This window comes from Algoriphagus resistens (genome assembly GCF_001442615.1).
Lineage (GTDB): Bacteria > Bacteroidota > Bacteroidia > Cytophagales > Cyclobacteriaceae > Algoriphagus > Algoriphagus resistens.
Genome location: NZ_LMXN01000014.1, coordinates 78,296 through 102,121 on the forward strand (window position 1 = coordinate 78,296; position 23,826 = coordinate 102,121).

Consider the following 23,826-nt stretch of genomic DNA (forward strand, 5'->3'; position numbering starts at 1 on the left):
ACGTATGAGCAAAGAAATTAAAGTTCCGGCTGTAGGAGAATCCATCACAGAGGTGACAATCGGCCAATGGTTTAAAAAAGACGGAGATGAGGTTCAGATGGACGAAGTTCTATGTGAATTGGAATCCGATAAAGCCACATTTGAGTTGCCGGCAGAAGCTGCAGGCATACTTAGAATTAAAGCCCAAGAAGGTGACGTGTTGGAAATTGGTGCTGTGATCTGCGAAATAGACGAGGCAGGGACTCCCGGTAAATCAGAACCTTCACAATCTGTTGAAGCGTCTGCCAAGTCGAAAGATGAGTCAAAACCTTCAGCTTCCCAATCCACGGGAGAAGTGAAGGAAATGATTGTACCTACTGTAGGGGAATCCATTACCGAAGTTACTTTGGCGAACTGGCTTAAAGCAGATGGAGATTATGTGAAGTTGGATGAGATTATTGCTGAAGTCGATTCAGATAAGGCGACATTTGAATTGCCTGCTGAGGCGTCAGGGATTCTTCGTCATGTAGCGCAAGAAGGTGACGTGCTTGAGATTGGCGGAATGATATGTAAGATCGAAGTGACAGAGGGTGAGCCGGCTGCATCAGGTTCTTCGGAAGAATCTTCTTCCCCAGGGTCAGCTGTTGGGTCTGGAAATACAAATTACGCGACGGGACATGCTTCTCCTGCCGCATCTAAGATTTTGGCTGAAAAAGGCATGTCTGCCGAGTCTGTAAAAGGAACAGGCAAAGACGGTAGAATTACCAAGGAAGATGCGCAGTCAGCTCAAAAGCCAGCTGCTCCTGCAAAAGCAGAAAACAAATCCGCTGAGACTGCTGCCCCTGCTCCTGTGTCAGGTTCCAGAAACGAGCGCAGAGAGAAAATGTCTTCCCTGAGAAAAACTGTAGCCAGAAGATTGGTGTCGGTGAAAAATGAAACAGCAATGCTCACTACATTCAATGAAGTGAACATGAAACCAATAATGGATTTGAGATCCAAATTCAAAGAGCAATTCAAAGAAAAGCATGGTGTAGGACTTGGATTTATGTCCTTCTTTACCAAAGCTGTGTGTGTGGCACTTCAGGAATGGCCATCTGTAAATGCTAAGATTGACGGAAACGAGATTGTTTTCAACGATTTCTGTGATATTTCAATCGCTGTTTCTGCACCAAAAGGACTAGTCGTTCCTGTAATCAGAAATGCTGAAGCCATGAGCTTTGACCAGATAGAAAAAGAGGTCGTAAGACTTGCCGGCAAGGCCAGGGATAACAAACTTTCTATTGAGGAAATGACCGGTGGAACATTCACTTTGACAAATGGCGGGATCTTCGGTTCAATGATGTCAACACCGATCATCAATGCTCCTCAATCTGCCATTCTGGGAATGCACAACATTGTGCAGCGCCCTATGGCTGTGAATGGCGAAGTGGTCATTCTTCCGATGATGTATGTGGCACTTTCTTACGATCACCGAATCATCGACGGTCGTGAGTCAGTTAGCTTCTTGGTAAGGGTAAAAGAATTGCTTGAAGATCCTACTAGACTTCTTTTTGGAGTTTGAAAAGTATCTAGTCATTAGTACAAAGTATCAAGAAAGGGGCATTTTCAAATGCTCATTGCAGATGCTCCCTTTCTTGATAGTATAGTATTTCAATTCTAAGTAAGGGTAAGTCTTGATGCTTGCTTCTCACTACTAAAATCTAAAAACATGTATGACGTTATAGTAATTGGTTCCGGTCCAGGTGGATATGTGGCGGCGATTCGCTGCGCACAGCTTGGGTTGAAAACCGCCATTGTTGAAAAATATCCTACGCTAGGAGGGACTTGTCTTAATGTGGGTTGTATTCCATCCAAAGCACTTTTGGATTCATCTGAGCATTACCACAATGCAGCTCATACATTCAAAACCCATGGAATAAACCTGAGCAACCTGAAAGTAGATCTGAAGCAGATGATCACCAGAAAGGATGACGTGGTAAAACAAAATACAGATGGTATTCAATACCTGATGAAGAAGAATAAAATTGACGTTCATCAAGGAATTGGTTCTTTTGTGGATAAAACCACTGTGAAAGTGACCAAAGACGATGGGTCATCTTCAGATATTCAGGCTAAAAACATCATTATTGCTACTGGGTCCAAGCCTTCTTCTTTGCCATTTATCAAACTGGACAAAGACCGGGTGATTACCTCTACGGAAGCGTTGAACCTAAAAGAAATCCCTAAGCATCTGGTCGTAATCGGCGGTGGTGTAATAGGTTTGGAATTGGGCTCTGTCTATGCAAGAATGGGAGCGAAGGTTTCTGTGATTGAATTTATGGATTCATTGATACCTACGATGGATCGTACCATGGGCAAAGAACTTCAGAAGTCTTTGAAGAAAATTGGCTTCGAATTTTACCTAAAGCATAAAGTGACTGCTGTAGAGAGCAAAGGCAAAGAAGTAACTGTCAAAGCTGAGGATCCTAAAGGAGAAACTATCGAAGTAAAAGGGGACTATGTATTGGTTTCTATCGGTAGAAAACCTTATACAGTGGGCTTGAATGCTGAGGCTGCCGGTGTAAAGATCACCGAAAGAGGTCAGGTCGAAGTCAATGATCATTTGCAGACTAATGTGCCGAATATCTATGCAATAGGAGACGTGATAAAAGGCGCGATGCTAGCCCACAAAGCGGAGGAAGAAGGGATATTTGTGGCTGAAACTATTTTGGGCCAAAAGCCTCATATCAATTACAACCTGATTCCCGGGGTAGTTTATACCTGGCCAGAGGTGGCAGCTGTTGGTTTTACTGAAGAGCAATTGAAGGAGAAAGGGATTAAGTATAAAACAGGAAAATTCCCTTTCATGGCATCTGGCCGTGCGAGAGCATCCATGGATACTGATGGATTGGTGAAAGTATTAGCTGATGCGGGGACGGATGAGATCCTAGGCGTGCATATGATTGGCCCAAGAACTGCCGATATGATAGCCGAAGCAGTGGTAGCAATGGAATATAGAGCGTCAGCCGAGGATATTTCCAGAATGTCCCATGCACATCCGACTTATACGGAGGCCTTCAAAGAGGCGTGCCTTGCAGCCACAGATAATAGAGCACTACATATTTAAGTAATAATATGATTGTACTAGAGACCATTCGGAGAGATTCGAATGGTTTTTTCTTTTTCGGGAAAAATAGTTTACTTCCATTATGAAGTTTAAAATTGCCATTCTGGGTGCTGGAAATGTCGCGTGGCATCTGGCTCCAGCTTTAGAAGATGCCGGACATGTGATTACGGAAGTTTACGCCCGAACTATCAAAAGTGCCGAGCAAATCACGGATAGGGTATATGCGGGTGAGCCTAAAGATGACTTGGATTTCTCAGCCAGTGAAGCAGAGATTTTTATAATGGCAGTCAAAGATTCTGCAATTTTAGACCTTGCCGATGAAATTATTCTGCCGGAGGAAAGCATTTTGGTGCATACTTCAGGAACCGTTGGATTGGATATGTTGAATTATAGCTCTGCAACCTACACTGGTATTTTTTATCCATTACAATCTTTCACTAAAGGGAGGAAAATTGAATTTGATGAAGTTCCTTTTTTGTTGGAATCTGACGATGAAGAGACCTTGCAAAAACTAAAAAAGCTGGCTAAAAGTTTGTCCCCGCTGATCTATACTGTAAGATCAAAAGACCGTAAGGCTATGCATATTGCAGCAGTATTTGCGAGCAATTTCTCCAATCACATGATTAGAATCGCTGAAGAAGTGATGCGGAGGCAGGGATTGGATTTTGATATGCTCAAACCACTGATAATAGAGACCATTTCCAAAAGTCTGCAGTTGGGCGCAAAAGCAGCCCAGACAGGCCCGGCCATACGCGAGGACTATGAGACCCTGGAAGACCATCATCGATTTTTAAGTTATAATGAAGGAATTGCTGAAATCTACCGGTTGATTTCCCAGGATATTATTGACAGCTGAACAACATTGGGAGAAAGCCACCGGCTCTTTACTTGCTGCTCCGATTATCAGATCCATTAAATCGTTGCAGTGAATTAAGCGTGTCTGTATGACAATTACTATGTGGGGTGTTTTTTTTGATCAAAGCAGTTCTACGGTCTCTTAGATTTTGAACATTGCCAATTAAGGAGCAGTTATTTAGATAAACATGCTGAGTACAATCAAAAAATCCTTTCCATTTTGGAAAGGATTTGAGATGATAGTTAGGCTTATTTAAGCCATGCTAATTTTACTTCCTCAGGAGCTTTCATCCTATCGGCTAATCTCATATATCTATCGGATAGTTTCACCAGATAATCTTGTGCCTTGGAGGCAACGTCATTCAGTCCTGTCAAGCTTTCAATCTTCCAAAGGCTTACCAAGTGTTCAATGATTCTTGCGTAATCCCAACCCGTATAAATACCTACTTTCTGGGTGACTTCAGAAAATTGGGTGAATAAGGAAGGGTTAGACCCACCTTTCCCCATCAATACTGCAGGCATTACAATTTGCTTTCTCATAAGTTTCTCAAAAGCAAGGATAGCTCCATTTGGGTCAATGTCAAATATGGCTGACATAAAGCTTTTATAAGCTTTCTCATGTCTTGCTTCGTCTCCGGCGATTTGTTTACATATTCTTCCTAACACTGGATCTCCTGCGATATCTGCAAGTTTCCCGGTATTTACGTGAGAGACTTTAGTGGCTCTTTCCTGAAAAGAAGTATAGACGATTGCCTGATACGGGTCATTGCCGGAATTGGGATCGAATCCATTCATCAGCAGTCTGTGGATTGTTTGTTCTACAGCTTTCATATCCACTCTTCCTGTCATGTAGAGGTATTTATTCAAAAGATCCCCGTGGCGATTTTCTTCGGCAGTCCAGGATTTTGACCATCTTACCCAGCCTGACTCAGATAGTAGGCTTCTCTCAGGATTGATGCCAGGAAGTAAATTGAAATAGGTTTGATAACTAGGAAGGGCTTCTTCGGTAATCATATTTCCTACCAGAGATGTCAAAACAGTATCTGGAATTCCTTCCGATCTTTTTTGAAGGAATTTAATTTCATCATGAATATCGGGATTTCCAAAATCGGGCAGGAAATCTGAAGGTTGCCAACACTTATCTGGATCCACTAAGATATTATCTACAGCCTCTCCAACAAGATTATCCAATTGAGAAATGACCTCAATATTCTTTTCTAGTTCGTAATCTATTTCAGCTGATTTCATCTTTGATAAATTTATTTCCGACTTTAATCGGTCTCGGGTTGATTTTGATTTAGGGCAAATTTACTTACAAATGAGAGAATAAGTGATAGAATTAGACTATCAATCATCAAGGATTCTAAATTAGTCTAAGTTTCGATTAAGAAACTAGCTCTTTTTCCTGAAAGAGCAATGTACTATTTCAACGGAATGGATGACTATATAGATTCCTAAGTAAGTTGCTTTACTAGTATAAGGCCTAATATGGGCACTAGGTTCAATATATTTTAAAAAAGCCCCCAATTGGAGGCTCTCAATATTTTACGATCGCAAACCAAGATCAATAGTCAAGCTTGTAGGCGACTACTTTATTCTTGAAAAAAGTAGGAACCAAAAGTATGTTTTCGCCGGGAATGAATCCGATATCCGCGGTATTTGATTCTACGTCTTTGGTGTCTAAAAGCAAGCTTTCACCCTCCTCTGTTACAAAGTAGATTTCTCCAGCCCATCTAGAGGCCACATAGTTTCCATCGCCCAAGATGATCAGTCCGTCGCCGCCTGTGACAGTTTTATTCAGAATATCAGAAGTTCCATCAGTATTAAGCATCTTCAAACCTGACTTGTCCAGTCCGTAAAGGGTTCCGTTGTCTGCGATGGCGACCCCGTTGATTGATTCGTGGCCTTCTGTCACAGTAGATATTTTTCCTTCTTCGAGCAAATGTATTTTACCTGTATTCATATCTGTGAAATAAACCTTGCTGTCTTTGGTGGCTAGATCATTCAAAAACCCAGCTCCTTCCACAGGATATTTTTTGCTGATTTTACCTGATTCCAAATTTATTTCAATGAGCTGGTCAATATCCGTGACATACAGGTTGCCATTGGCGATCCCCATCCCTTTAGGAGCATTCAGGCCGGTTACCCATTCTTGGGTGACGATATTTCCCTCCTTGTCGATTATAGAAATTGATCCTTTGCCGTCTTTCCCTCTGGGATCCCCTTCAATATTAGATACATATATTTTTCCTGAAGTGCCGTCATATAGCACAGATTCATTGGTCATTAGTGTAGTGTCAGTTTCCCATATTTTAGTCAGTGTTGGGGTTTTTGCTTCTTCTACTGCTACCACTTCAGTGGTTTCTTCAGCTTTCTGTGGGTTACATTGAGAAAAAAGCAAGGTGGCTGAGATACCTAGCAGAAATAATTTTGATTGGTTGTTCATGGTTCTGTTTGTTTAAATTGTCAAAAGTTGATTGAGTAAGTCTTATTTCAATGATTTTCATTCCTTAGAGAGGATAAAATACTGCCGATTCATTCATTGTTTTATAAAGGTCTAAATTTTAACTTAAATACTGAAAATGATTTTATTTGGGAGTGAATAGCTTTCGTAGGTAGAATTAGCAGATGAAATTCAAAAAAAATCTGTAAAAGTTAAAATCTAGGGTTGTAATCTTTAATTATCCGTCTAAAATTCCTTCAGAAATGCCTTTGATGGATTATTTCGGGAAGCGTTGATAAATCCGATTATCTTACGGATAAATATAAACCACCAACTTATGAGGACATATCTAAATCTAACATTTCTTGTCGCCTTGGCTTTTGCCTGCTCTCCTAAAGAACAAGAAGAAACCCTAATTGATTATACTACACTTTCCGATGAGGAGCGATTGGAAATCGCTAAAGAAATAGCACAAGAAACGATTATTGTAGACGGGCATGTAGATTTGCCTTATCGAATGAAAGTAGGAGGATTTACTCTTCAGCGGGAAGTTTTGGATGTCTCGGTGCGAACTCCTGATGGTAATTTTGACTTTCCTAGAGCCAAAGAAGGAGGGCTTGACGCTCCTTTTATGTCAATTTATATACCAGCGGGTCTCCAGCAGACCCCGGGCTCTTCTAAGGCACTAGCGGATTCTTTAATACGTATGACAGAACGATTGGCTGAAACTTTTCCGGATAAGTTTGCTATGGCTTATAGTCCTGCTGATGTGGAAGCTAATTTTTCCGAAGGTAAAATCTCCTTGCCGATGGGAATGGAAAATGGTTCTGCGCTTGAAGATGATATTGCCAATGTGGCTTATTTTCAGGAAAGAGGAATACGCTACATTACTTTGACCCATGGCAAAGCCAATTTGATTGGGGATAGCAGTTATGATACTGTCAGACTGTACAATGGTTTGAGTGAATATGGCGAACAAGTAGTTGCTGAGATGAACCGGGTCGGGATTATGGTTGATCTTTCACACGTTTCAGATGATACATTCAAAGATGCTTTGGCCGTTACGAAAGTTCCTGCGATTGCATCGCATTCCTCTGTGAGAGCCATTACTCCTGGTTTTGAGCGGAATATGAATGATGGGCTGATTCAGGGTTTGGCTAAAAATGGAGGCGTGATGATGATCAATTTTGGTGGGACTTTTATTGATTCTGCCTATGCGGCGGGAGCTGATAAAGTGCGTGAACATCTGATCAATTATATGGCAGAAAATAATCTGAGTCGGAGTGATTCTTCTTTTAAAGCATATGCCTCGGAATATACGCAGGCCAATAATCCTTTTCCAACAGTGCAAAGAGTAGCGGACCATATCGACTATGTGAAAAACCTGGTTGGAATTGATTATATCGGTTTAGGGTCAGACTTTGATGGAGTAGGTGATTCCTTGCCTACTGGCCTGAAAGATGTGTCGATGTATCCTAATTTGATCGCGGAGCTTCTGAAGAGAGGCTACACAAGAGAAGAGATCGAGAAAATATGCTATAAAAATGTATTTAGAGTTTGGAAGGCTGTGGAGGATTATGCTGCGAGCCAAAAGTAATTTTTGTTAATTAGTTAAAAGTTTGAGCCCTGCCTTCTTGATTGAAGCAGGGCTTTATTTTGGAGCCAAATAGGCTTCCTTTCACCTGAGGCAAGCTTTAAAAAGTTCCTCTATCATTTGTTAAACATAGTTTATAAGTCGTTTTTGATTGGATTCGGAATCTTGTAATGCCTGAATTTTGTACTGTAGTTCGGGAAAATCCATAGCCGGCTCCTTCATTTTTACAAGGATTCTCATAATAGAGATATTGGCTTGAAACGCTTGATTCAATACGAGAGATAACCGCTACTTCTTGCTGAGTAAAAGCATAATGAGGGGTTCGTCTGCCTCCCTATCCTGAGGTCGCAATTGCGACTTCAGGTTTTTCCACTCCTGCTCAATCAACAGAAACTCTGCAGGGGACCAATGAAGATTTCTTTTTGTTTGCTCATATTGTCGTTTGGTAAATATCCCATACATTTCTGCAAAATCAGCGTCTAACAGGACTTTTTGATTTAGGATTTTATGAATGAGTAGTAAAATATCTTACGCTGCAAGGAGTGTGTTCATCGGTGTAAAAATATAAAGGAGAAATAATGCTTTAAAAAACTATAAATCTAAACGGACATATAAAAAAGTTAAGGTAAACGCGCATTATGTCGTGAAATAATTAAAATCAGAAGATAATTCTGTCAATTTTGCATAGTTAAGGAAGTTTCTTGTTGATTTTCAGTCATTTTGACCGAAAAAAGTAATTGGAGGTTGTTTTGATAATAGAGGGTTTGAAGCTATGGGATAGATTGAATCTCACTGTCTCAATCTGTAAATTTAGATACCACTGATAACCAACTATAACAATGGACTTTAAACAATTCACTATAAAATCTCAGGAGGCGATCCAAAAGGCATTGGAGATCGCCTCTGCTGCAGGGCAACCGGCGATTGAACCGACGCATCTTCTGAAGGGGATTCTTTCCGAGGATGAAAATGTAACGGATTTCTTATTTAAGCGATTGGGAACGAGCAAACAATTGATCAGCCAAAAGCTGGAGGATCAACTAGCTAAACTGCCTAAAGTAACCGGCGGTCAACAGCCGTATCTTTCCAACTATTCCAATCAGGTGCTAACCAAAGCAAAGGACTATCTTAAAACCTTTGGGGACGAGTATGTGGCAATAGAGCATCTGTTGCTTGCTATTTTGGCGAGCGGGGATGCAGCAGGGAATATTTTAAAAGATCAGGGGATTTCCGAGAAGCCTTTGATCGAAGCTATCAAGGAACTTAGAAAAGGTAATAAAGTGACCGATCCAAACGCAGAAAGCAAGTATCAGGCGCTGGAGAAATACTCCAAAAACCTGAATGAAATGGCTAAAAAAGGGAAGATTGATCCTGTGATTGGCCGAGATGAGGAGATTCGTAGGGTACTTCAAATTCTTGCTAGAAGAACCAAAAACAATCCCATCCTTTTAGGAGAACCTGGCGTAGGTAAAACTGCAATCGTAGAAGGATTGGCTCAAAGAATAGTGTCTGGTGACGTGCCTGAGAATTTGAAATCAAAGACTTTGATCTCTTTGGACATGGGGCTGCTCGTCGCTGGAGCCAAGTACAAAGGTGAATTTGAGGAACGATTAAAAGCTGTGATCAAAGAGGTCACCGACGCAGAGGGCGAAATTATTCTTTTCATCGATGAGATACATACACTGATCGGCGCAGGTGGAGGAGGTGAAGGAGCCATGGACGCAGCTAACTTGTTGAAACCTGCTTTGGCTAGAGGAGAGCTCCATGCGATCGGAGCCACCACGCTTAAAGAGTATCAGAAATACATTGAGAAAGACAAAGCACTTGAGAGGAGATTCCAATCTGTGATAGTAGATGAACCTGACGCTGCAGATGCGATTTCCATTCTTCGGGGAATCAAGGATAAGTATGAGCTTCACCATGGAGTGCGGATCAAGGATGATGCGGTGATTGCAGCAGTGGAGCTTTCGCAACGATATATTTCTGATCGTTTCTTGCCTGATAAAGCCATTGATTTGATGGATGAGGCCGCGGCTAAGCTGAGGATGGAAATTGATTCTTTGCCTCAGGAGCTCGATGAACTGAATCGTCGAATCATGCAGCTGGAGATCGAGCGAGAGGCTATCCGTAGAGAAAAGAACAAAGACAAAGAAACTGTTCTGAGTAAGGAATTAGCGGAATTGGCAGAAAAACGTGATAGCGTCAAAGCGAAATGGGAAAGCGAAAAAGCCGTTATTACGGGCATTCAACGTGAAAAAGAGCGGATTGATAATTATAAACTGGAGGCTGAGCAGGCTGAACGAGCTGGAGATTTCGGTAAGGTAGCCGAGATCCGATATGGAAAGATTGGAGAGGCTGAGCAAAAACTGGAATCTTTCAAATCTCAATTGGCTGAAATGCAGGCGGGCTCGCCATTGCTGAAAGAGGAAGTTGATCAGGAGGATATCGCTGCTGTGGTGTCCAAGTGGACGGGAATCCCGATGAACAAAATGATCCAATCCGAGCGGGAGAAATTGCTCCATTTAGAGGAAGAGCTTGGGAGACGGGTTGCTGGTCAGAAAGAGGCGATCACGGCTCTTTCTGATGCTGTGCGAAGAAGCCGGGCTGGACTACAGGATCCGAAGCGTCCTATTGGAAGCTTTATCTTTATGGGGACAACCGGTGTGGGTAAAACCGAGCTTGCGAAGGCTTTGGCAGAATATCTCTTCAATGACGAAAATGCCATGGTGCGGATTGATATGTCTGAATATCAGGAAAGACATGCAGTCAGCCGTTTGGTAGGCGCGCCTCCAGGCTATGTTGGATACGATGAAGGTGGTCAGTTGACTGAGGCAGTTCGAAGAAAGCCTTACTCAGTGATCCTGCTGGATGAGATCGAGAAAGCCCATCCGGATGTGTTCAATATTCTCTTGCAGGTCTTAGATGATGGTCGATTGACTGATAATAAAGGGCGGGTAGCAAATTTCAAAAACACGATAATTATCTTGACCACTAATATTGGTTCACACCTGATCCAGGAGAGGTTTGCTGAAATGGAAGAGTGGAATAAAGAGGATGTTTTGGAAAAGACCAAAACTGAAGTTTATGAGCTTTTGAAAAAGGCAGTACGTCCTGAGTTCTTGAACAGGATAGATGAAACGATCATGTTTGAGCCTTTGAACAAGCAGATTATCCGAAAGATCGTGGACATTCAGTGGAAGGAAATCCAGCATCGTTTGGCTGAATCTGGTATTGAGATCGAAGCTACTAAGGAAGTGTTGGATTACCTGGGTGAGGTAGGTTTTGATGCCAATTTCGGTGCAAGGCCGCTTAAAAGGACCATGCAACGGTTGGTATTGAATGAATTGTCCAAACAGATTCTGGCAGGCTATATAAAAAATGATTCTGCCGTCTTGGTGGATCTGGATGCAGATAAGCAGGTGTATTTCAAAAATGTGGAAACTGCAGAGTTGTAAACATTAGTATGTTTAACCATTAAAACCCTTGAAGCCGATAAAGCTTCATGGGTTTTTTTTTTCCAGATTCTTAAGCCCTAATCCAGTCCAAATAATTCCCCGTTTGTATGGTTTCATAACTGGCATCTGGATAGGCTTTCCCCAGGTTGCTGGAGATTTGGAGGGCTTACTTTTTTGATAATTGAATTCGTAAGCCCGAAGCAGATCACCTTCTTCTTCCACACAGTCGATTTCCTGCTGGTCGTATGTGCTCCAGAAATAATTGTTGCAGTGGACATGACATTTGGGCAAATTCCATTTGTGCCAAAGGATAAAGGAATAAGGTGTTTTTCCTTCCAACTAAGGGCTCGCCTACTTACTGGTGCACGTCAAAAGAAGAAGAAGCCGTTGCAATCACACGAATCCCGTCGATACTATCCACCATCAACTTCAGTATCATACCAATGTCAGGAATATGCTGCTCCTCGTCGACGACTAGCAAGTTTTTGCCAGCCAGTAAGCGACTGTAGTTCGCCACTGATCTTTCTTGTAAAAGCCCGGTATCGAGCACATCCTCTCCATTTAGTATCAAGCTTTTCTGGGGATCTACATTCTCGGTAAATTTGCGCACGAGCGCGGTTTTCCCAGATCTGCGCGGACCATGGATCATCAGTACCTTATTTGGCATGGGTTTCCGATTAAAATCGGCTTGTAATGCTCTGGGAATGTTTTGCACTATTTTTTTTTGAAATACATACAAAGTAACTCCTTGAGGAAAAAAGAAAACTGACGGTATTTACATTAATACCGTCAGTTGAAGATGATGATGTATTTCATTATCCTGAAGCTAGAACATTACTTTCAATGTCCCTGCTGCTTAGCAGAGACTTCTATGTTAATAGATTTCTCCATACCCACGCAACAGTACATCGAAGACTTCGGAATTTGCTGCAACCCGATCGAAGTCGGGGTTGCAGTTGAGGAAAATGAAATTGTTTCTTTCGAAGCAAAATCAATTGAGCGATAGCTTATTCAGTTTCCTTTTGTAAAGTGATTTTACCTAAGTCCTTTGGTAATTTGTTTGTCTTCACTACCACTTCCGTAGATTCGTATTCGGTCATGGAGATTGTTAAGGTTACACTTTCTTCTTCGAAGTATTGCAAATCCATGCTAAAAACTCCATCTATATCTGCCACTGTTCCGGTATCCGTATCCTTGACAATAATGACAGCGCCTGGTATAGGCTTTTTATCCGGAGATAAAATCAACCCTTTTACTGTTTTGTCAGATTTCAGTTCCTTTTCTGTAGCAGCGGTAAGTTGCGTAGCTGAAAAGATTACACCTCCTAAGAAAAGGATGAAAATGGACAAAATACCCATAGTTAACCTTCTTAGTTTTATTTTTTGGGATTCAATCAACGTTTTTTTCATAGATTTACTAATTTTTAATAGTAAGAAATATAAAATAGTTTATAAATCCTAATCTTTTGATAATTAATTAACTGGCGTGTGCTCTATTAAATAATTTGTCAATAATGTGTACAAGTGAAGGCTCGTTCCAACTCCTTCGTAGATACCATGGGAGCGGTTGGGATAAGGCATCATCTGGAATTGCTTATTGTGTTTTATCAGCTCGTTTATCAGCATTTCCGCCCCTTGGTAATGCACGTTGTCATCACCTGTGCCATGTACAATCAACAGATTTCCTTCCAGATTTTTGGCATACGTGATAGGAGATCCGTTTACAAAATCTTCCATATTTTCCTGTGGTAAGCCCATGTATCTTTCTTGGTAAATATTGTCATAGATCAGTTGATTCGAAACAGCAGCTACAGACATTCCTGTTTGGTAAACCTCTGGGAATTTAAACATCAGATTTAGCGTCATGGACCCTCCACCGCTCCATCCCCAAACGGCAACCCGGCTTTCATCCAGGTAAGGAAGTTTCAGCAGTTCTTTGGCTGCCTGACCCTGATCTAAGGTATTGATCACTCCGATTTTTCTATAGATACTTTTCCTCCATTCACTACCTTTGAGTGTTGGCGTGCCTCGATTATCCATATCGATAATGAAATAGCCTTTTTGGGCGAGCATAATATTGTAAAGACCGACCTGAGTATCTGTAGCAACGGTGCTCCAAGGCTCGCCATAGACATGGAAAAGGACAGGATATTTCTTTGACTCATCGAAATCAACCGGGTAAATCACTCTTGCGTCCAGTGTCACACCTTCCGAAGTGGTTACCGTGGTAAATTTGATATCGGGAGTTTTAAGTGAAGCCAGTTTGGCTTTGTAAGCTTCATTTTCTACTAAGTTCTTTACTGTTTCATGGGCGGGCAAGGAAACAAGTCTTGTGGTTAAAGGCTCACTTGTGCTTTGATGATTATGAATAGCTACTTGACCATTTGGAGCAATATCGTATGTATTAACTCCATCAAAAGCTTCCGGAGTAACACGTCTAAGTTTTCCTTTGCCTTCCAGGTCAATGGCATAAAGGTAGCGTTGAGTGGCATTATTAGGAGAAGCGATAAAGAACACTTCTTTGTTTGAAAGACCTCCAAATGAAGCAACATCAAATTCTCCAGGTGTGATTAAAGTCTTCATACCCGTAGCTATTTCAACTTTGTAAATATGTCTCCAGCCATCATTTTCCGTCATTCTGAGAAAGGCTTTTCCATCATCCACTAGTGTGAGACTATTGTCGCTCCAGCCATATCGGGAAAGATCAGGATATGCCAAATCCACCCAAGTCTTCTCAGTTTCCACGTAAATTTTTTTTAATTCTGCATTCGAAGGCTTGTAAGTCCAGATAGTCAATTGGTTTTGCTTACGATTCATCTGCTGAATCAATAGCAGATCAGGATTGATCCATTGCATCCCAGGCAAGTAATTTTCCTTTTCTCCTCCTGGAATCAGAATCCACTTGGTTTTTTGCGAAGCCATATCAATAAGGCCGATTTTAGCTCCGGCGGGTTCTTCCCCGACTTTGGGATATTGCAATGGAATAGGTTTGGAATAAACAGAATCCGTATTGTTGATCATGTAAAATGTACCAATTTTCGAAGCATCAATCTGCCAGAAAGCAATGTGCATGGCATTCGGACTCCAGGCAAAACCATCCCGCTTTCCAAATTCTTCCTCATAAGCCCAATCGAAGGTTCCGTTGATGACCTTGTCGGTGCCGTCCTTGGTAAGCTGTGTGATTTCCCCTGTAGAGAAATTTTCTTTGTACAGGTTGAATTTTTGGACATAAGCTACGTATTTGTTGTCATCCGAAAATTTTGCAAACATCAGCGAGGAGGGCTCAAATTCTTTTCCCAATTGCTTTAATTCTTTGCTTGCCAGATCATAAACCCAATAATCACCTTTGGTATTGGACCTCCAGACACGGCTGGAATTAGTGAAAATCAATACTTTGCTGCCGTCATCGGAAAGGCTGAATGATTCGATCCTGAAAGGCTTTCCATTACTTTGCAAAGCCGAACCAGGGACAAAAATGCTTTTCTCTAAACTTTGACTATCCCATCTTGTCAATTCATTCCCGTTTTCTACGGTGACATAAGCCTCACCGTTTTCAATCCATTGGATGGGCTGTAGTCTTTCCTGAGCAAACTCACTTGAAGCGTAGATCTGTTCTAAAGAGAGAAGATCTTCTTGTTGAGCAAAAGCGGAACCTGCAACTAGCACGAATAGAAAAACTATGCAATAGAATTGTCTTGGAAAATGCATGAACAATTGGGTTTAAACTGAAGTCTTCAAAAATAAGGGAATATCCCAAGACTTTTCATTAGAGGTCAATGCAAAAGAAAAACAAGTCAATTTGACCTGTTTTATGCTTTTCCTGATTAGGTGAATTTCCTGTTTTTGGATAGCTACTTTAAAAGGGCATCTTTCAATTTGATCTGGCCAAGGGACTTTGGCAGATCTATAATTTTCAGGTCCACTGATTTGGTTTCCTTTCCAATATAGTGCAACATTAAAGTAACACCTTTTTTGGTGAAAAGGCTTAGATCTAATTCGAAAAAGCCATTTGCGTCGGAAACAGTACCCGTAGTTGTGCCCTCCACAATTACGGTGGCGCCGATTATTGGAGAAGCATCCTTGTTAATAATTTGACCTCTCACAATAGGTGTTGCTGTCGGTTTATCCATTTTTTGGGCAATAGATTCTTGGCTGAGACTAAGGCAGCAGAAAATTCCTATAAAAAAGAAAATGCGAGGGAAATTCGATGCTGAAGTATCCATGGATCTGAAAAGTAAAAATCAATGAAATGAATTAACTATAAATCTTGGTCTAAATCAAGTTTATGAATGTTATTAGCTTATTTTTTACAGGTTCCACCAGTAAGTAAATTTCAGGACCAACGAGCGGTTTTTGGTATAAAAAGGAGCTGGAAGGTAATTGTCAGTATAAACCAAAAATAGATCGGAAGCAGGTTTGAATCTCCACTGAAAGCGGGTGTTTAGGTTGATGTTTTCGATCTGTTCATTGTACTGGATAAAAGCCGTAAAAAAAAGTGTGTTTGTCATCGTCACATCTACTCTGGGGCCAACCAGCCAAAAGCTAGTGGTGTTCCAAGGTTCAGGCAAATGGATTTCATTGTATCCGGCATTCATAGTGATGCTTACATAGGGCTGGAATCGATACCCAAGCTCTGCCGTAAAATTGTATCTTTCTCCATCTGCATAATATCCACCCAATCGGGTGCTGAAGGCATAGGTGAAAACGCGTTGTGGTTTGGAAGTATATTCTGCACCCATCGCATACCATTGATGCTCCGTACCCGTGGTAAGGGTGTCTCCACTATAATTTGTAGGGTCAAAAGGTTGCTGTAATTTGACGTAGTCCGTACTCGTCCAAAGCATGAATGTGCTCTGGCTTCTCCATTTTAGATTATATGCTAAATACGTAGTGTTGTCAGTCTTTTCCCTATCTGTGTTGAAGTAGAAAGTGGAGCCTACATCCGGGCCGTGACTTAGGATTTTGTCACTTTTTGGAAACCAGCGATAACCGATCTCGGGGTCAATTTTCACATAACCTCTTCTCGGCACGTATCCTACTTCGGCGGTGTAGTTTTCAGAAACATACTCGTGCTGCCAGTTCCAGGTAAGATTTCCGGAAGCGTATTTCAAATTGGCGGCATGAACAAATCCATTTCCTTCATTGTCAGGCCCAAAGCTTTGAAGCATCATTGCCTTTCCTGTCCAGAGATTATTGGACGAGGCAAGATTGTACTCCAGACCTACATTCCTGTTGAACTGGGAGTAAATAGGGTTTTCTGATTCTGGATCAGGGTTGTAATTCAGTGACTGCTTATTGATAAACATCCCCGTGATATTGGAGCGGGCACCTACTTGTCTTTGTAGTGCCAAAACAGTAAAGTTCTGTGCAGGCAAAGCATCTTCTTCAACTTCACCGGTCTGCATAGTCATAGCACCTATTCGCCAGTTTTTGTTGATTTTCCCACTAAGTCTAGCACCAAATTGGATTGGGGCGTTTAATCCTATCCTTCTGGAGAAAAAGGGGCGGATCGTGTTGTAACCAAAACTTGCAAACAAGTCTCCGTTTTCTAGAAAGAATTGCCTTCTTTCAGGGAAGAAGAGTTCAAATCTATCCAAGTTGGTTACTTGTCGGTCTACTTCCACTTGCGAAAAATCCGGATTTACCGTCAGATCTAGATTAAGTGAGGAGGTCAAACCGATTTTAGCATCCATTCCCACTTCTTTTCGGTATTCTGTATCGCCTCCAGAAGATACTTCCTTACTAAATCCGCCCAAAGCGTAAGGAATCACAGAAATATTTGCTCCAGTCTGCGGAGGGGGCTGATCCCAAACAAGAATGCCAGTGTAAGCCAATGAAGCTGATGGAAATTGGCGCGGGACTGGTGCCCACCCTGATTTTTCTGTGGTCTTTAGATCAAGACGGGAAAAGTTAATCCCCCATTCTGTAATTCCCTTTTTGTAGCGGATGGATTTGAATGGGATTTTTGCTTCAAAAACCCACTTGTCATCATAATTGATGACTTTTGAAGACCATTTATTGTCCCAGCTGAGATCCACACTTCCTCCATTGTACATGATTCCATCCCATTGTGCACCGGCTGCGTTGGCACCAAAAGAAAATCCATTGGTCTGATCATCGAATGGATCCATGAACAGAAGGAAGTTATCGTTCTTGCCAAAGCTGAAATCCCGGCGAAGCGATTCCACCATATATGGTCCTTCTACTGCATGGAAATTCTCCACGAGCAGGTATAGATTTTCATCATCGTAGGTCATCCGTACATCCGTTCTCACCTGGGCGAAGCTCGTGTCCATAGGAGTAATCATGAAAAAATCAGTTGCGATTTCCGCATCAAGCCAAGCTTGCTCGTCAAGAGCTCCGTCGATCAGGATTTCTGAACTGGCTTTCTGAATGTGGAGTCGATAGGAATTGTTGATTTTTTGCGCAGAAAGTAGTGTTGCATTTGCCATACCCAACAGCAAAATAAGGATGAGTTTACGCATGGGTTACACTACTTGAAAGGCAGATTGAGGGTTTATCCAGTTCAAATTAGCTTAATTTTTATTTAATCTTTCAAGAAGTTAATGAAAAAAATCCATAAACATTTATTGCTTTAACCTGTAGCTTAATGTTAGAATTAACTGCCGTCTCTGGTATTGGGAATTCCCTTCGGTATAGAAATTCATGCCTTCACTGATGTATCTATTTCTTCTGGAATTGAAAATGTCCGTAGCGTTGAAAACTAAAGTTCCTCTGTCTTGGAATATGTTTTTGCTAGCCGAAAGATCCATGAAGAAAATGCCTTTTCTGACTCCCTGGACGGTTTTCTGCCTTGCATCATAATTGGCTCTTAATTGGATATCTAATCCCTCTGCCACAGTAAACCTGGAAGTCTGTCGGAAAAGCCAGGAATACGTCTTGGTTTGGTAACCGTTTTGAATATTTGTCCCATCGATATCAGAATGGAAAAAATTGGCATTGAAATCCAGTTTCCACCAGTCGTATAGTTGATAATCACTACTCAGTTCCACGCCAAATGAATTTTCGCCAGTCAGATTGTAAGGTAAGGTTGTAGAATTTCCTTGGTCATCTACAGAACGTAACCGTTCGATTTTGTCATCTGTACTGCGATAGTAGACCGTAGTAAAAAGTGTTCCCTTGTCAAAATATTTAATGTGGCCCAGCTCGAATGAATTTGTGTATTCTGGGTTCAGATCAGGATTTCCACTGAAGAAATTTCTGGAATCGGAAAGTGTAACATATGGGCTTAAATCGTTATAAACGGGGCGACGGACACGACGGCTGTAGCTGATTTGTAAGGCATTTTCCTGGGTGATATTATAGGTGAGGTGTGCGCTAGGAAAGAGATTCGTGTATTTTCTTGGGTTCACTTCATTGGTTTCTTCCAAGGTGGTTTTCACATCTGTATATTCTACCCTCAACCCACCTTGATAGCTCCATTTGTTGGAAGTGTTACCCAGAATTCCGTAGGCAGCCAGTATATTCTCATCATAAAGAAAAATGTTGTCCAGCCCGGGAATAGGTTCAAAGTCACCATTCGCATTTTCTTGCTCAACGATGTAGTCATTTTTCATCCGACGAAAGCTTGTACGAAAACCAGTTTCAAATTTCCCCTCTTTTGCAAAAGGCTTCACATAATCCAGCATGGCCAAATACTGATTTTCATATTCATCATTCAGGGAGGTTTGTACAACAGATGAACCTTCGATTGGACTGTCCTCGGGGGTGAAAGAATATTGCGTAAAAAGCTGATCGGAATTTTCCCAGTAATTCAAATAAGTCAGTGTTCCGGTTAATTCGTGGCCTTTGCGCTCGAAACTCTTTTTGTAATTCATCGAGATTTCAGAGTTTGGCTCCTCCTCTGTTTCATCTTGTTTTCTCAAGGTATAGCTTTGCAGATTATCAATACTATTCCAAGAGTCTTCATAGCGGATATCAGTAATTCGATGTGCATCACTTCTTCTCCAGAGGTATGAAAGCGTAAGAATACTGTTTTCACTGAAATAATAGTCCAGTCCACCACGAATGTTATTATTCAGACTTTTTACCACCCCTTCGTTGCTTTGGTTTAAAATAAAAGTGGTGTCTTCTCCATACGTTTCCTGGTAAAGTTCTCCGACATTGGGGGATCTACGGTGCGTAAGGCTGTAGTTGATAAACCAATTTATTCGCTTATGTCTGTAGTTAAGATTAGCTGTGAAACCTAAATTTGTCGGAACTCCACCAACCAATTCGAAGGATCCGTTAAAACCCTGGTTATTGTCTTTTTTCAAAATGATATTGATTACTCCGGCCATGCCTTCAGCTTCATAACGAGCTGATGGATTGGTAATGACTTCCACCCGCTCGATCATATTTGCAGGCAATTGACGGAGCCCTGCACTACCTTTGAAACTCACCAATCCAGAGGGTTTTCCATCGATCAGAATCCGGACATTGGCCGAACCCCGTAAACGAACATTTCCTTCTGGATCTACAGCAATTGAGGGGAGATTCATCAGGATGTCACTGGCATTGCCTCCAGCATTTGCAAGGTCTTTTCCTACATTGAAAATCCGCTTATCCAGTGAAAGCTCCATGATAGTTTTCTCGCCCCGGACAACTACCTCGTTCAGATTTTCAGCACTGGTTTTCAGCTGGATTTGCCCCAAATCATAAGAAGGGGACGCTTTGGATATAGTGAAAATGTTGGTTTGGAAAGGTTCATACCCCATGAACTCTATCAAGGCATAGTACTCTCCATTTGGAATATCGATCTGAAACTTGCCATTATCATCCGAAAGACCGCCAGAGATCAGGCTGTCAGAAGAAGAGTAAATACCGATGGAAGCAAAGGGCAGCGGAGTGTCCGTGCCTTCTTCGGTAACAATTCCGGTGATTTTGTCCTTGGGTGTTTGCTGAGCAGCTAGGGAGAGGCAGAGAAATACACTTAACAGAAGCGAAATAGAAATTTTGCTATATAGGTTCGGGGAAACAGCAGGCATCACAGGTCGGTTTAGGTTTTGGGTTGAGCGATTTTTTTACCAAAGTAAATCAGGCAGTTGTTTAAAACCCTGAAAAGATATTCTGATTTTTGCGGAATATCAGTTAAAAAATGATCAAAGGTGAAATCCTGCGGACGGATAGAAACGGGACTTGCACTATTGGCAGAGCTTATTTTCTTTTCAAAAGACTGGTCAAGATCCTGCCTATCCAGTCCAAACGCTCTATTGGTCCAATCAGCGAGCCATGCATCATGTCCATCACTGGCATCCCCCCGGCTTTTGGCTGATTAGGATAGATGAGAATAAAGCTGTGGTTTTTCAGCCAGGCATTGATGAGCAGAGGTACACGTTCTAAGCTGGGATGATAGGAAGCTTCACCTTTTCGGCTGAGCACCATGATGAGATTGTCGTCAGGCTTTAGGATGATATTTAGGTTTCCGAGTTCATTCCATTCCGGAAAAGGTCTGAATTCTACGCGTATAGGATGTTTTATAAGGATTTCCTTTAAGTAATGTTTTGTTTCGGGAGCTAAGTAAAAAATCATTCGGGCTCCTGAGTTCCGTGCGATGTTCCAGACTTTCACCAGCCAGAAAGGAAAGCCAAGCTCCTTTTCTGCATGGGGAGGAATGAAAACCAAATGACGTCTATGCGTATCAACAGGCTGATGGGGCTTGTAAATGAAAGTGGTCGTATTACATTTGCTAAGAAGCCCTTCGGTCAGACTTCCCAAAAAACTGTCATCTATTTTGGTTTTTTCGTGTAATCCGAGTACCAGATCAGTGATTTTGTTTTCATGGATGACGCTCGAAATTCCGTGCTCCACATGGGTATCATAGCGTAGCAACTCGTAAAGAAAATGATCTGTGGCGCCTGCGGTTTTACTGGCTTGGTTCAATGTCTTCTGTGCTTTCATTTCTGCATTTGCATCTTCCAGATTTGGGTTAATAATGCTGAGTGCATAGAGACTGGACTGTTTTTGGGCCGATTTCAGCATAATGCTGAGGTGAATGAGCTCGTCAGAGGTCTCTTGGTTCCTTACTGGAATCAGGATGCGTTCCGGTACCTCTTCACTGCTATCTTCATGCAGAGGAGAATCAGCCAAAGCGATTCGTTTACCACTTTTCTGGGCTACCAGAGAAGCAATCGTGCAAGTAACCAGGATCATGATGATGGTCCCGTTTAGCACGTATTCTGAGAGTAAACGGACGGGGTCTCCATTTTCATCTGTACCCAAAATGATTCTATAGCCAACCGTTACCGCTGCCAAAGTTGCCGCCGCCTGCGCATTGCTCAGTCCGAAAATCACACTGCGCTCATCCTTTGAGAATCCATAGGTTTTTTGTGTAGCCAAGGCAGCGAGATATTTTGCCAGTGTGGCCACAACAGTCATGACTATCGCGACGGTAATCGTTTCCCATCCTGTGATGAAGGCTTTGAAATCAACCAGCATACCTACCCCTATCAAGAAAAAAGGAATGAAGATGGCGTTGCCCACAAATTCAATCCTATTCATCAAGGGAGAGGTGTGGGAAATCAGGGGATTAACTGCCAAACCTACGAGAAACGCACCAATGATGGGTTCGACTCCGGCAATTTCGGCCAGTGCTGCACCTAAAAATACCAATGTAAGGCAGAAGACATATTGGGATACATTGTCTTCGTATTTCTTCAAAAACCAACGGGCGATCTTTGGCAGCAGAAAGACTACAATGCAGGTGAAAACAGTTAATGAGATCACTAATTTTATCCAGAAGAAAGCATTTACTTCACCTTTTGTAGCTCCAACGACAACAGCCAGTACCAGCAATGCCAATGTATCAGTGATGAGCGTGCCTCCTACAGTTATGTTGACCGCTTTGTTTTTTGCAATTCCCAATTTAGAAATCATGGGGTAGGCTATCAACGTATGAGAAGCAAACATACTAGCCAAAAGGATCGAGGTCATCATCCCAAAATTGAGAACATAGAGGCCGGCTATCATTCCCAGGGTCATGGGAATAAGGAAGGTATATAATCCAAAGACTAAACTCTTTTTGCTGTGTTTGCGAAAGTCAGCCAGGTCAATTTCCAATCCTGCCAAAAACATGATATATAGCATTCCGGCAGTTCCTGAGAGGATAATTCCGCCGTCACGCTCTACCAAGTTTAAACCGGTGGGGCCCATAATGGCTCCTGCAATGATCAATCCGAGCAGAGGAGGGATTTTCAGCCTATTGAGTGTTATAGGGGCAAGAAGTATGATCAATAAGATCAATAGAAATTTGAGCACCGGATTCTCTATGGGCAATTCAAGTGCGGAAAGTTGATCCAAATGCATAATTCCGTATTTTATATAGCGATAGTCTTACATTTCTCCGTTTACCAAATAAACCGTATATCCTAGATATACCATGAGCAAAAGGGCCGCTTCCCAGCGGTCTAATCTTCTTCTTTTTCCGGTAAACATGGCCAGAAATAAAAAGATTGTTCCAGCGCCAAGAATATATAAGTCAGTGTTAAAAGCTGCAGAATAATCCAATGGTCTTATCAGGGAACTAACGCCTAGGATCAGGAAAATATTGAAGATGTTTGAGCCAATAATGTTGCCGATTGCGATGTCATTGTTTTTTTTCATAGATGCGACTACCGAAGTAGCAAGTTCAGGTAATGAAGTGCCGGCGGCTATGATGGTCAGCCCGATGATTTTTTCACTTATACCTAAGGATTGTGCCATTGCTACGGCATTGTCCACCACGAGTTTACCTCCTAAGACAAGTCCTGCCAAACCTGCCAAAATCAATACCCAAATCTTTAGATTGGAATAGTCCTTCTGAAAAAATTCCGCCACATCCGGTTCTGATTTGAGCTGTGTGAAGACGTAATACAGGAAACTAGCAAAAAAGGCTAAAAGGATAATACCGTCTATTGCTGATAAGGAGGACTGATCAGTGCTGAAGTAATTATTTGCCAGAAAGAGCAAAATAATCACGGAGAGAAATGAAAAGGGGATTTCCTTCCAAACTGAACTTGACTGTATGGAAAGCGGGGTGATCAGTCCTGCTATGCCCAAGATCATAAACAAATTAAAATTATTGGATCCGATAACATTGCCAAAAACAATGTCTGGATAATTCCCCATAGAAGCGACAGAGTTGACAACCAACTCAGGGGCAGAAGTGCCAAAAGCCACGATTGTCAAGCCTATAGCTAGATCGGATACGTTGTGTTTTTTTGCCAAAACTGAGGCACCATCTACAAGCCAGTCGGCTCCTTTTACTAGTAATAAAAGTCCAACAATCACTAGAATACTTTGAAGAATCATAAGGTGGTAGATTTCAATTTGAAAACTAGCTGAGTACAGAAATCCATCAAAAGTAGATTGAAAATAGTTTGAAAATCAAACTGTATCAATAATTATTTCCAATAGCA

At 41.7% G+C, this 23,826-nt stretch carries 17 protein-coding genes; 6 read left to right on the forward strand and 11 right to left on the reverse strand.

From position 1 onward, the window contains the following. The first annotated feature begins 4 nt into the window (after positions 1–4). The 3 genes from odhB (at position 5) to AS141_RS20845 (ending at position 3,941) form a co-directional block, all read left to right on the forward strand. Positions 5–1,540 (forward strand): 2-oxoglutarate dehydrogenase complex dihydrolipoyllysine-residue succinyltransferase, encoded by a 1,536-nt coding sequence (odhB, locus tag AS141_RS20835; protein ID WP_057939639.1) that lies wholly within the window; start codon positions 5–7, stop codon positions 1,538–1,540. Positions 1,541–1,687: 147 nt separating this feature from the next. Continuing rightward, complete coding sequence (gene lpdA / locus AS141_RS20840; RefSeq protein ID WP_057939640.1) at positions 1,688–3,085, forward strand: dihydrolipoyl dehydrogenase; 1,398 nt, start codon at positions 1,688–1,690, stop codon at positions 3,083–3,085. A gap of 82 nt (positions 3,086–3,167) precedes the next feature. Then, positions 3,168–3,941 (forward strand): Rossmann-like and DUF2520 domain-containing protein, encoded by a 774-nt coding sequence (locus AS141_RS20845; RefSeq protein ID WP_057939641.1) that lies wholly within the window; start codon positions 3,168–3,170, stop codon positions 3,939–3,941. Between the two features lie 248 nt (positions 3,942–4,189). Here AS141_RS20845 and AS141_RS20850 read toward each other — a convergent pair whose 3' ends face one another. Together AS141_RS20850 and AS141_RS20855 are read right to left on the reverse strand one after the other, a co-directional pair. Continuing rightward, positions 4,190–5,188, reverse strand: coding sequence for an acyl-ACP desaturase (locus tag AS141_RS20850; RefSeq protein WP_057939642.1), 999 nt, complete (start codon positions 5,186–5,188; stop codon positions 4,190–4,192). A 316-nt stretch (positions 5,189–5,504) separates the two neighbouring features. After that, on the reverse strand, positions 5,505–6,386 hold the full coding sequence (locus AS141_RS20855; RefSeq protein WP_057939643.1) for an SMP-30/gluconolactonase/LRE family protein: 882 nt from the start codon (positions 6,384–6,386) through the stop codon (positions 5,505–5,507). A 334-nt stretch (positions 6,387–6,720) separates the two neighbouring features. Here AS141_RS20855 and AS141_RS20860 point away from each other — a divergent pair, with 334 nt between their 5' ends. Further along, positions 6,721–7,980 (forward strand): dipeptidase, encoded by a 1,260-nt coding sequence (locus AS141_RS20860; RefSeq protein WP_057939644.1) that lies wholly within the window; start codon positions 6,721–6,723, stop codon positions 7,978–7,980. Between the two features lie 285 nt (positions 7,981–8,265). On the opposite strand, the gene AS141_RS27450 is transcribed toward AS141_RS20860, so the two are convergent. Next, the gene (locus AS141_RS27450; RefSeq protein ID WP_394331083.1) at positions 8,266–8,502 is read right to left on the reverse strand and encodes an ORF6N domain-containing protein; all 237 of its coding nucleotides are present in this window, start codon (positions 8,500–8,502) and stop codon (positions 8,266–8,268) included. Positions 8,503–8,816: 314 nt separating this feature from the next. Here AS141_RS27450 and clpB point away from each other — a divergent pair, with 314 nt between their 5' ends. Further along, positions 8,817–11,432, forward strand: a complete 2,616-nt coding sequence (gene clpB, locus AS141_RS20865) for an ATP-dependent chaperone ClpB (RefSeq protein WP_057939645.1) — start codon at positions 8,817–8,819, stop codon at positions 11,430–11,432. A 355-nt stretch (positions 11,433–11,787) separates the two neighbouring features. Here clpB and AS141_RS26920 read toward each other — a convergent pair whose 3' ends face one another. Next, a complete protein-coding gene (locus AS141_RS26920; RefSeq protein WP_057939647.1) occupies positions 11,788–12,099 on the reverse strand; it encodes an ATP-binding protein in 312 nt (103 codons plus the stop codon). A gap of 138 nt (positions 12,100–12,237) precedes the next feature. Here AS141_RS26920 and AS141_RS20880 point away from each other — a divergent pair, with 138 nt between their 5' ends. Then, a complete protein-coding gene (locus AS141_RS20880) occupies positions 12,238–12,438 on the forward strand; it encodes a CPXCG motif-containing cysteine-rich protein (RefSeq protein ID WP_057939718.1) in 201 nt (66 codons plus the stop codon). 1 nt (position 12,439) lies between these two features. Here AS141_RS20880 and AS141_RS20885 read toward each other — a convergent pair whose 3' ends face one another. From AS141_RS20885 to AS141_RS20915, 7 genes are all read right to left on the reverse strand, one after another. Next, a complete protein-coding gene (locus AS141_RS20885; RefSeq protein ID WP_057939648.1) occupies positions 12,440–12,841 on the reverse strand; it encodes a carboxypeptidase-like regulatory domain-containing protein in 402 nt (133 codons plus the stop codon). Positions 12,842–12,904: 63 nt separating this feature from the next. Further along, positions 12,905–15,139: a S9 family peptidase gene (locus tag AS141_RS20890; protein ID WP_057939649.1), complete on the reverse strand. Its 2,235-nt coding sequence runs from the start codon at positions 15,137–15,139 to the stop codon at positions 12,905–12,907. 143 nt (positions 15,140–15,282) lie between these two features. Further along, on the reverse strand, positions 15,283–15,561 hold the full coding sequence (locus AS141_RS20895; RefSeq protein ID WP_157243545.1) for a carboxypeptidase-like regulatory domain-containing protein: 279 nt from the start codon (positions 15,559–15,561) through the stop codon (positions 15,283–15,285). Positions 15,562–15,738: 177 nt separating this feature from the next. Further along, a complete protein-coding gene (locus tag AS141_RS20900) occupies positions 15,739–17,916 on the reverse strand; it encodes a DUF5916 domain-containing protein (protein WP_057939651.1) in 2,178 nt (725 codons plus the stop codon). Between the two features lie 102 nt (positions 17,917–18,018). Then, positions 18,019–20,418, reverse strand: a complete 2,400-nt coding sequence (locus AS141_RS20905) for an outer membrane beta-barrel family protein (RefSeq protein ID WP_057939652.1) — start codon at positions 20,416–20,418, stop codon at positions 18,019–18,021. A gap of 169 nt (positions 20,419–20,587) precedes the next feature. After that, positions 20,588–22,735, reverse strand: coding sequence for a cation:proton antiporter (locus AS141_RS20910; RefSeq protein WP_057939653.1), 2,148 nt, complete (start codon positions 22,733–22,735; stop codon positions 20,588–20,590). Between the two features lie 27 nt (positions 22,736–22,762). Further along, entirely contained in the window at positions 22,763–23,719 is a 957-nt protein-coding gene (locus AS141_RS20915; RefSeq protein ID WP_057939654.1) for a calcium/sodium antiporter, read from the reverse strand. Positions 23,720–23,826: the final 107 nt, after the last annotated feature.

Excerpts from the sequence above, each read along its gene's own strand:
- odhB (WP_057939639.1), top strand. The coding sequence starts at position 5 with ATGAGCAAAGAAATTAAAGTTCCGGCTGTAGGAGAATCCATCACAGAG.
- lpdA (WP_057939640.1), top strand. The coding sequence starts at position 1,688 with ATGTATGACGTTATAGTAATTGGTTCCGGTCCAGGTGGATATGTGGCG.
- AS141_RS20845 (WP_057939641.1), top strand. The coding sequence starts at position 3,168 with ATGAAGTTTAAAATTGCCATTCTGGGTGCTGGAAATGTCGCGTGGCAT.
- AS141_RS20850 (WP_057939642.1), bottom strand. The coding sequence starts at position 5,188 with ATGAAATCAGCTGAAATAGATTACGAACTAGAAAAGAATATTGAGGTC.
- AS141_RS20855 (WP_057939643.1), bottom strand. The coding sequence starts at position 6,386 with ATGAACAACCAATCAAAATTATTTCTGCTAGGTATCTCAGCCACCTTG.
- AS141_RS20860 (WP_057939644.1), top strand. The coding sequence starts at position 6,721 with ATGAGGACATATCTAAATCTAACATTTCTTGTCGCCTTGGCTTTTGCC.
- clpB (WP_057939645.1), top strand. The coding sequence starts at position 8,817 with ATGGACTTTAAACAATTCACTATAAAATCTCAGGAGGCGATCCAAAAG.
- AS141_RS26920 (WP_057939647.1), bottom strand. The coding sequence starts at position 12,099 with ATGCCAAATAAGGTACTGATGATCCATGGTCCGCGCAGATCTGGGAAA.
- AS141_RS20880 (WP_057939718.1), top strand. The coding sequence starts at position 12,238 with ATGTATTTCATTATCCTGAAGCTAGAACATTACTTTCAATGTCCCTGC.
- AS141_RS20885 (WP_057939648.1), bottom strand. The coding sequence starts at position 12,841 with ATGAAAAAAACGTTGATTGAATCCCAAAAAATAAAACTAAGAAGGTTA.
- AS141_RS20890 (WP_057939649.1), bottom strand. The coding sequence starts at position 15,139 with ATGCATTTTCCAAGACAATTCTATTGCATAGTTTTTCTATTCGTGCTA.
- AS141_RS20895 (WP_157243545.1), bottom strand. The coding sequence starts at position 15,561 with ATGGATAAACCGACAGCAACACCTATTGTGAGAGGTCAAATTATTAAC.
- AS141_RS20900 (WP_057939651.1), bottom strand. The coding sequence starts at position 17,916 with ATGCGTAAACTCATCCTTATTTTGCTGTTGGGTATGGCAAATGCAACA.
- AS141_RS20905 (WP_057939652.1), bottom strand. The coding sequence starts at position 20,418 with ATGCCTGCTGTTTCCCCGAACCTATATAGCAAAATTTCTATTTCGCTT.
- AS141_RS20910 (WP_057939653.1), bottom strand. The coding sequence starts at position 22,735 with ATGCATTTGGATCAACTTTCCGCACTTGAATTGCCCATAGAGAATCCG.
- AS141_RS20915 (WP_057939654.1), bottom strand. The coding sequence starts at position 23,719 with ATGATTCTTCAAAGTATTCTAGTGATTGTTGGACTTTTATTACTAGTA.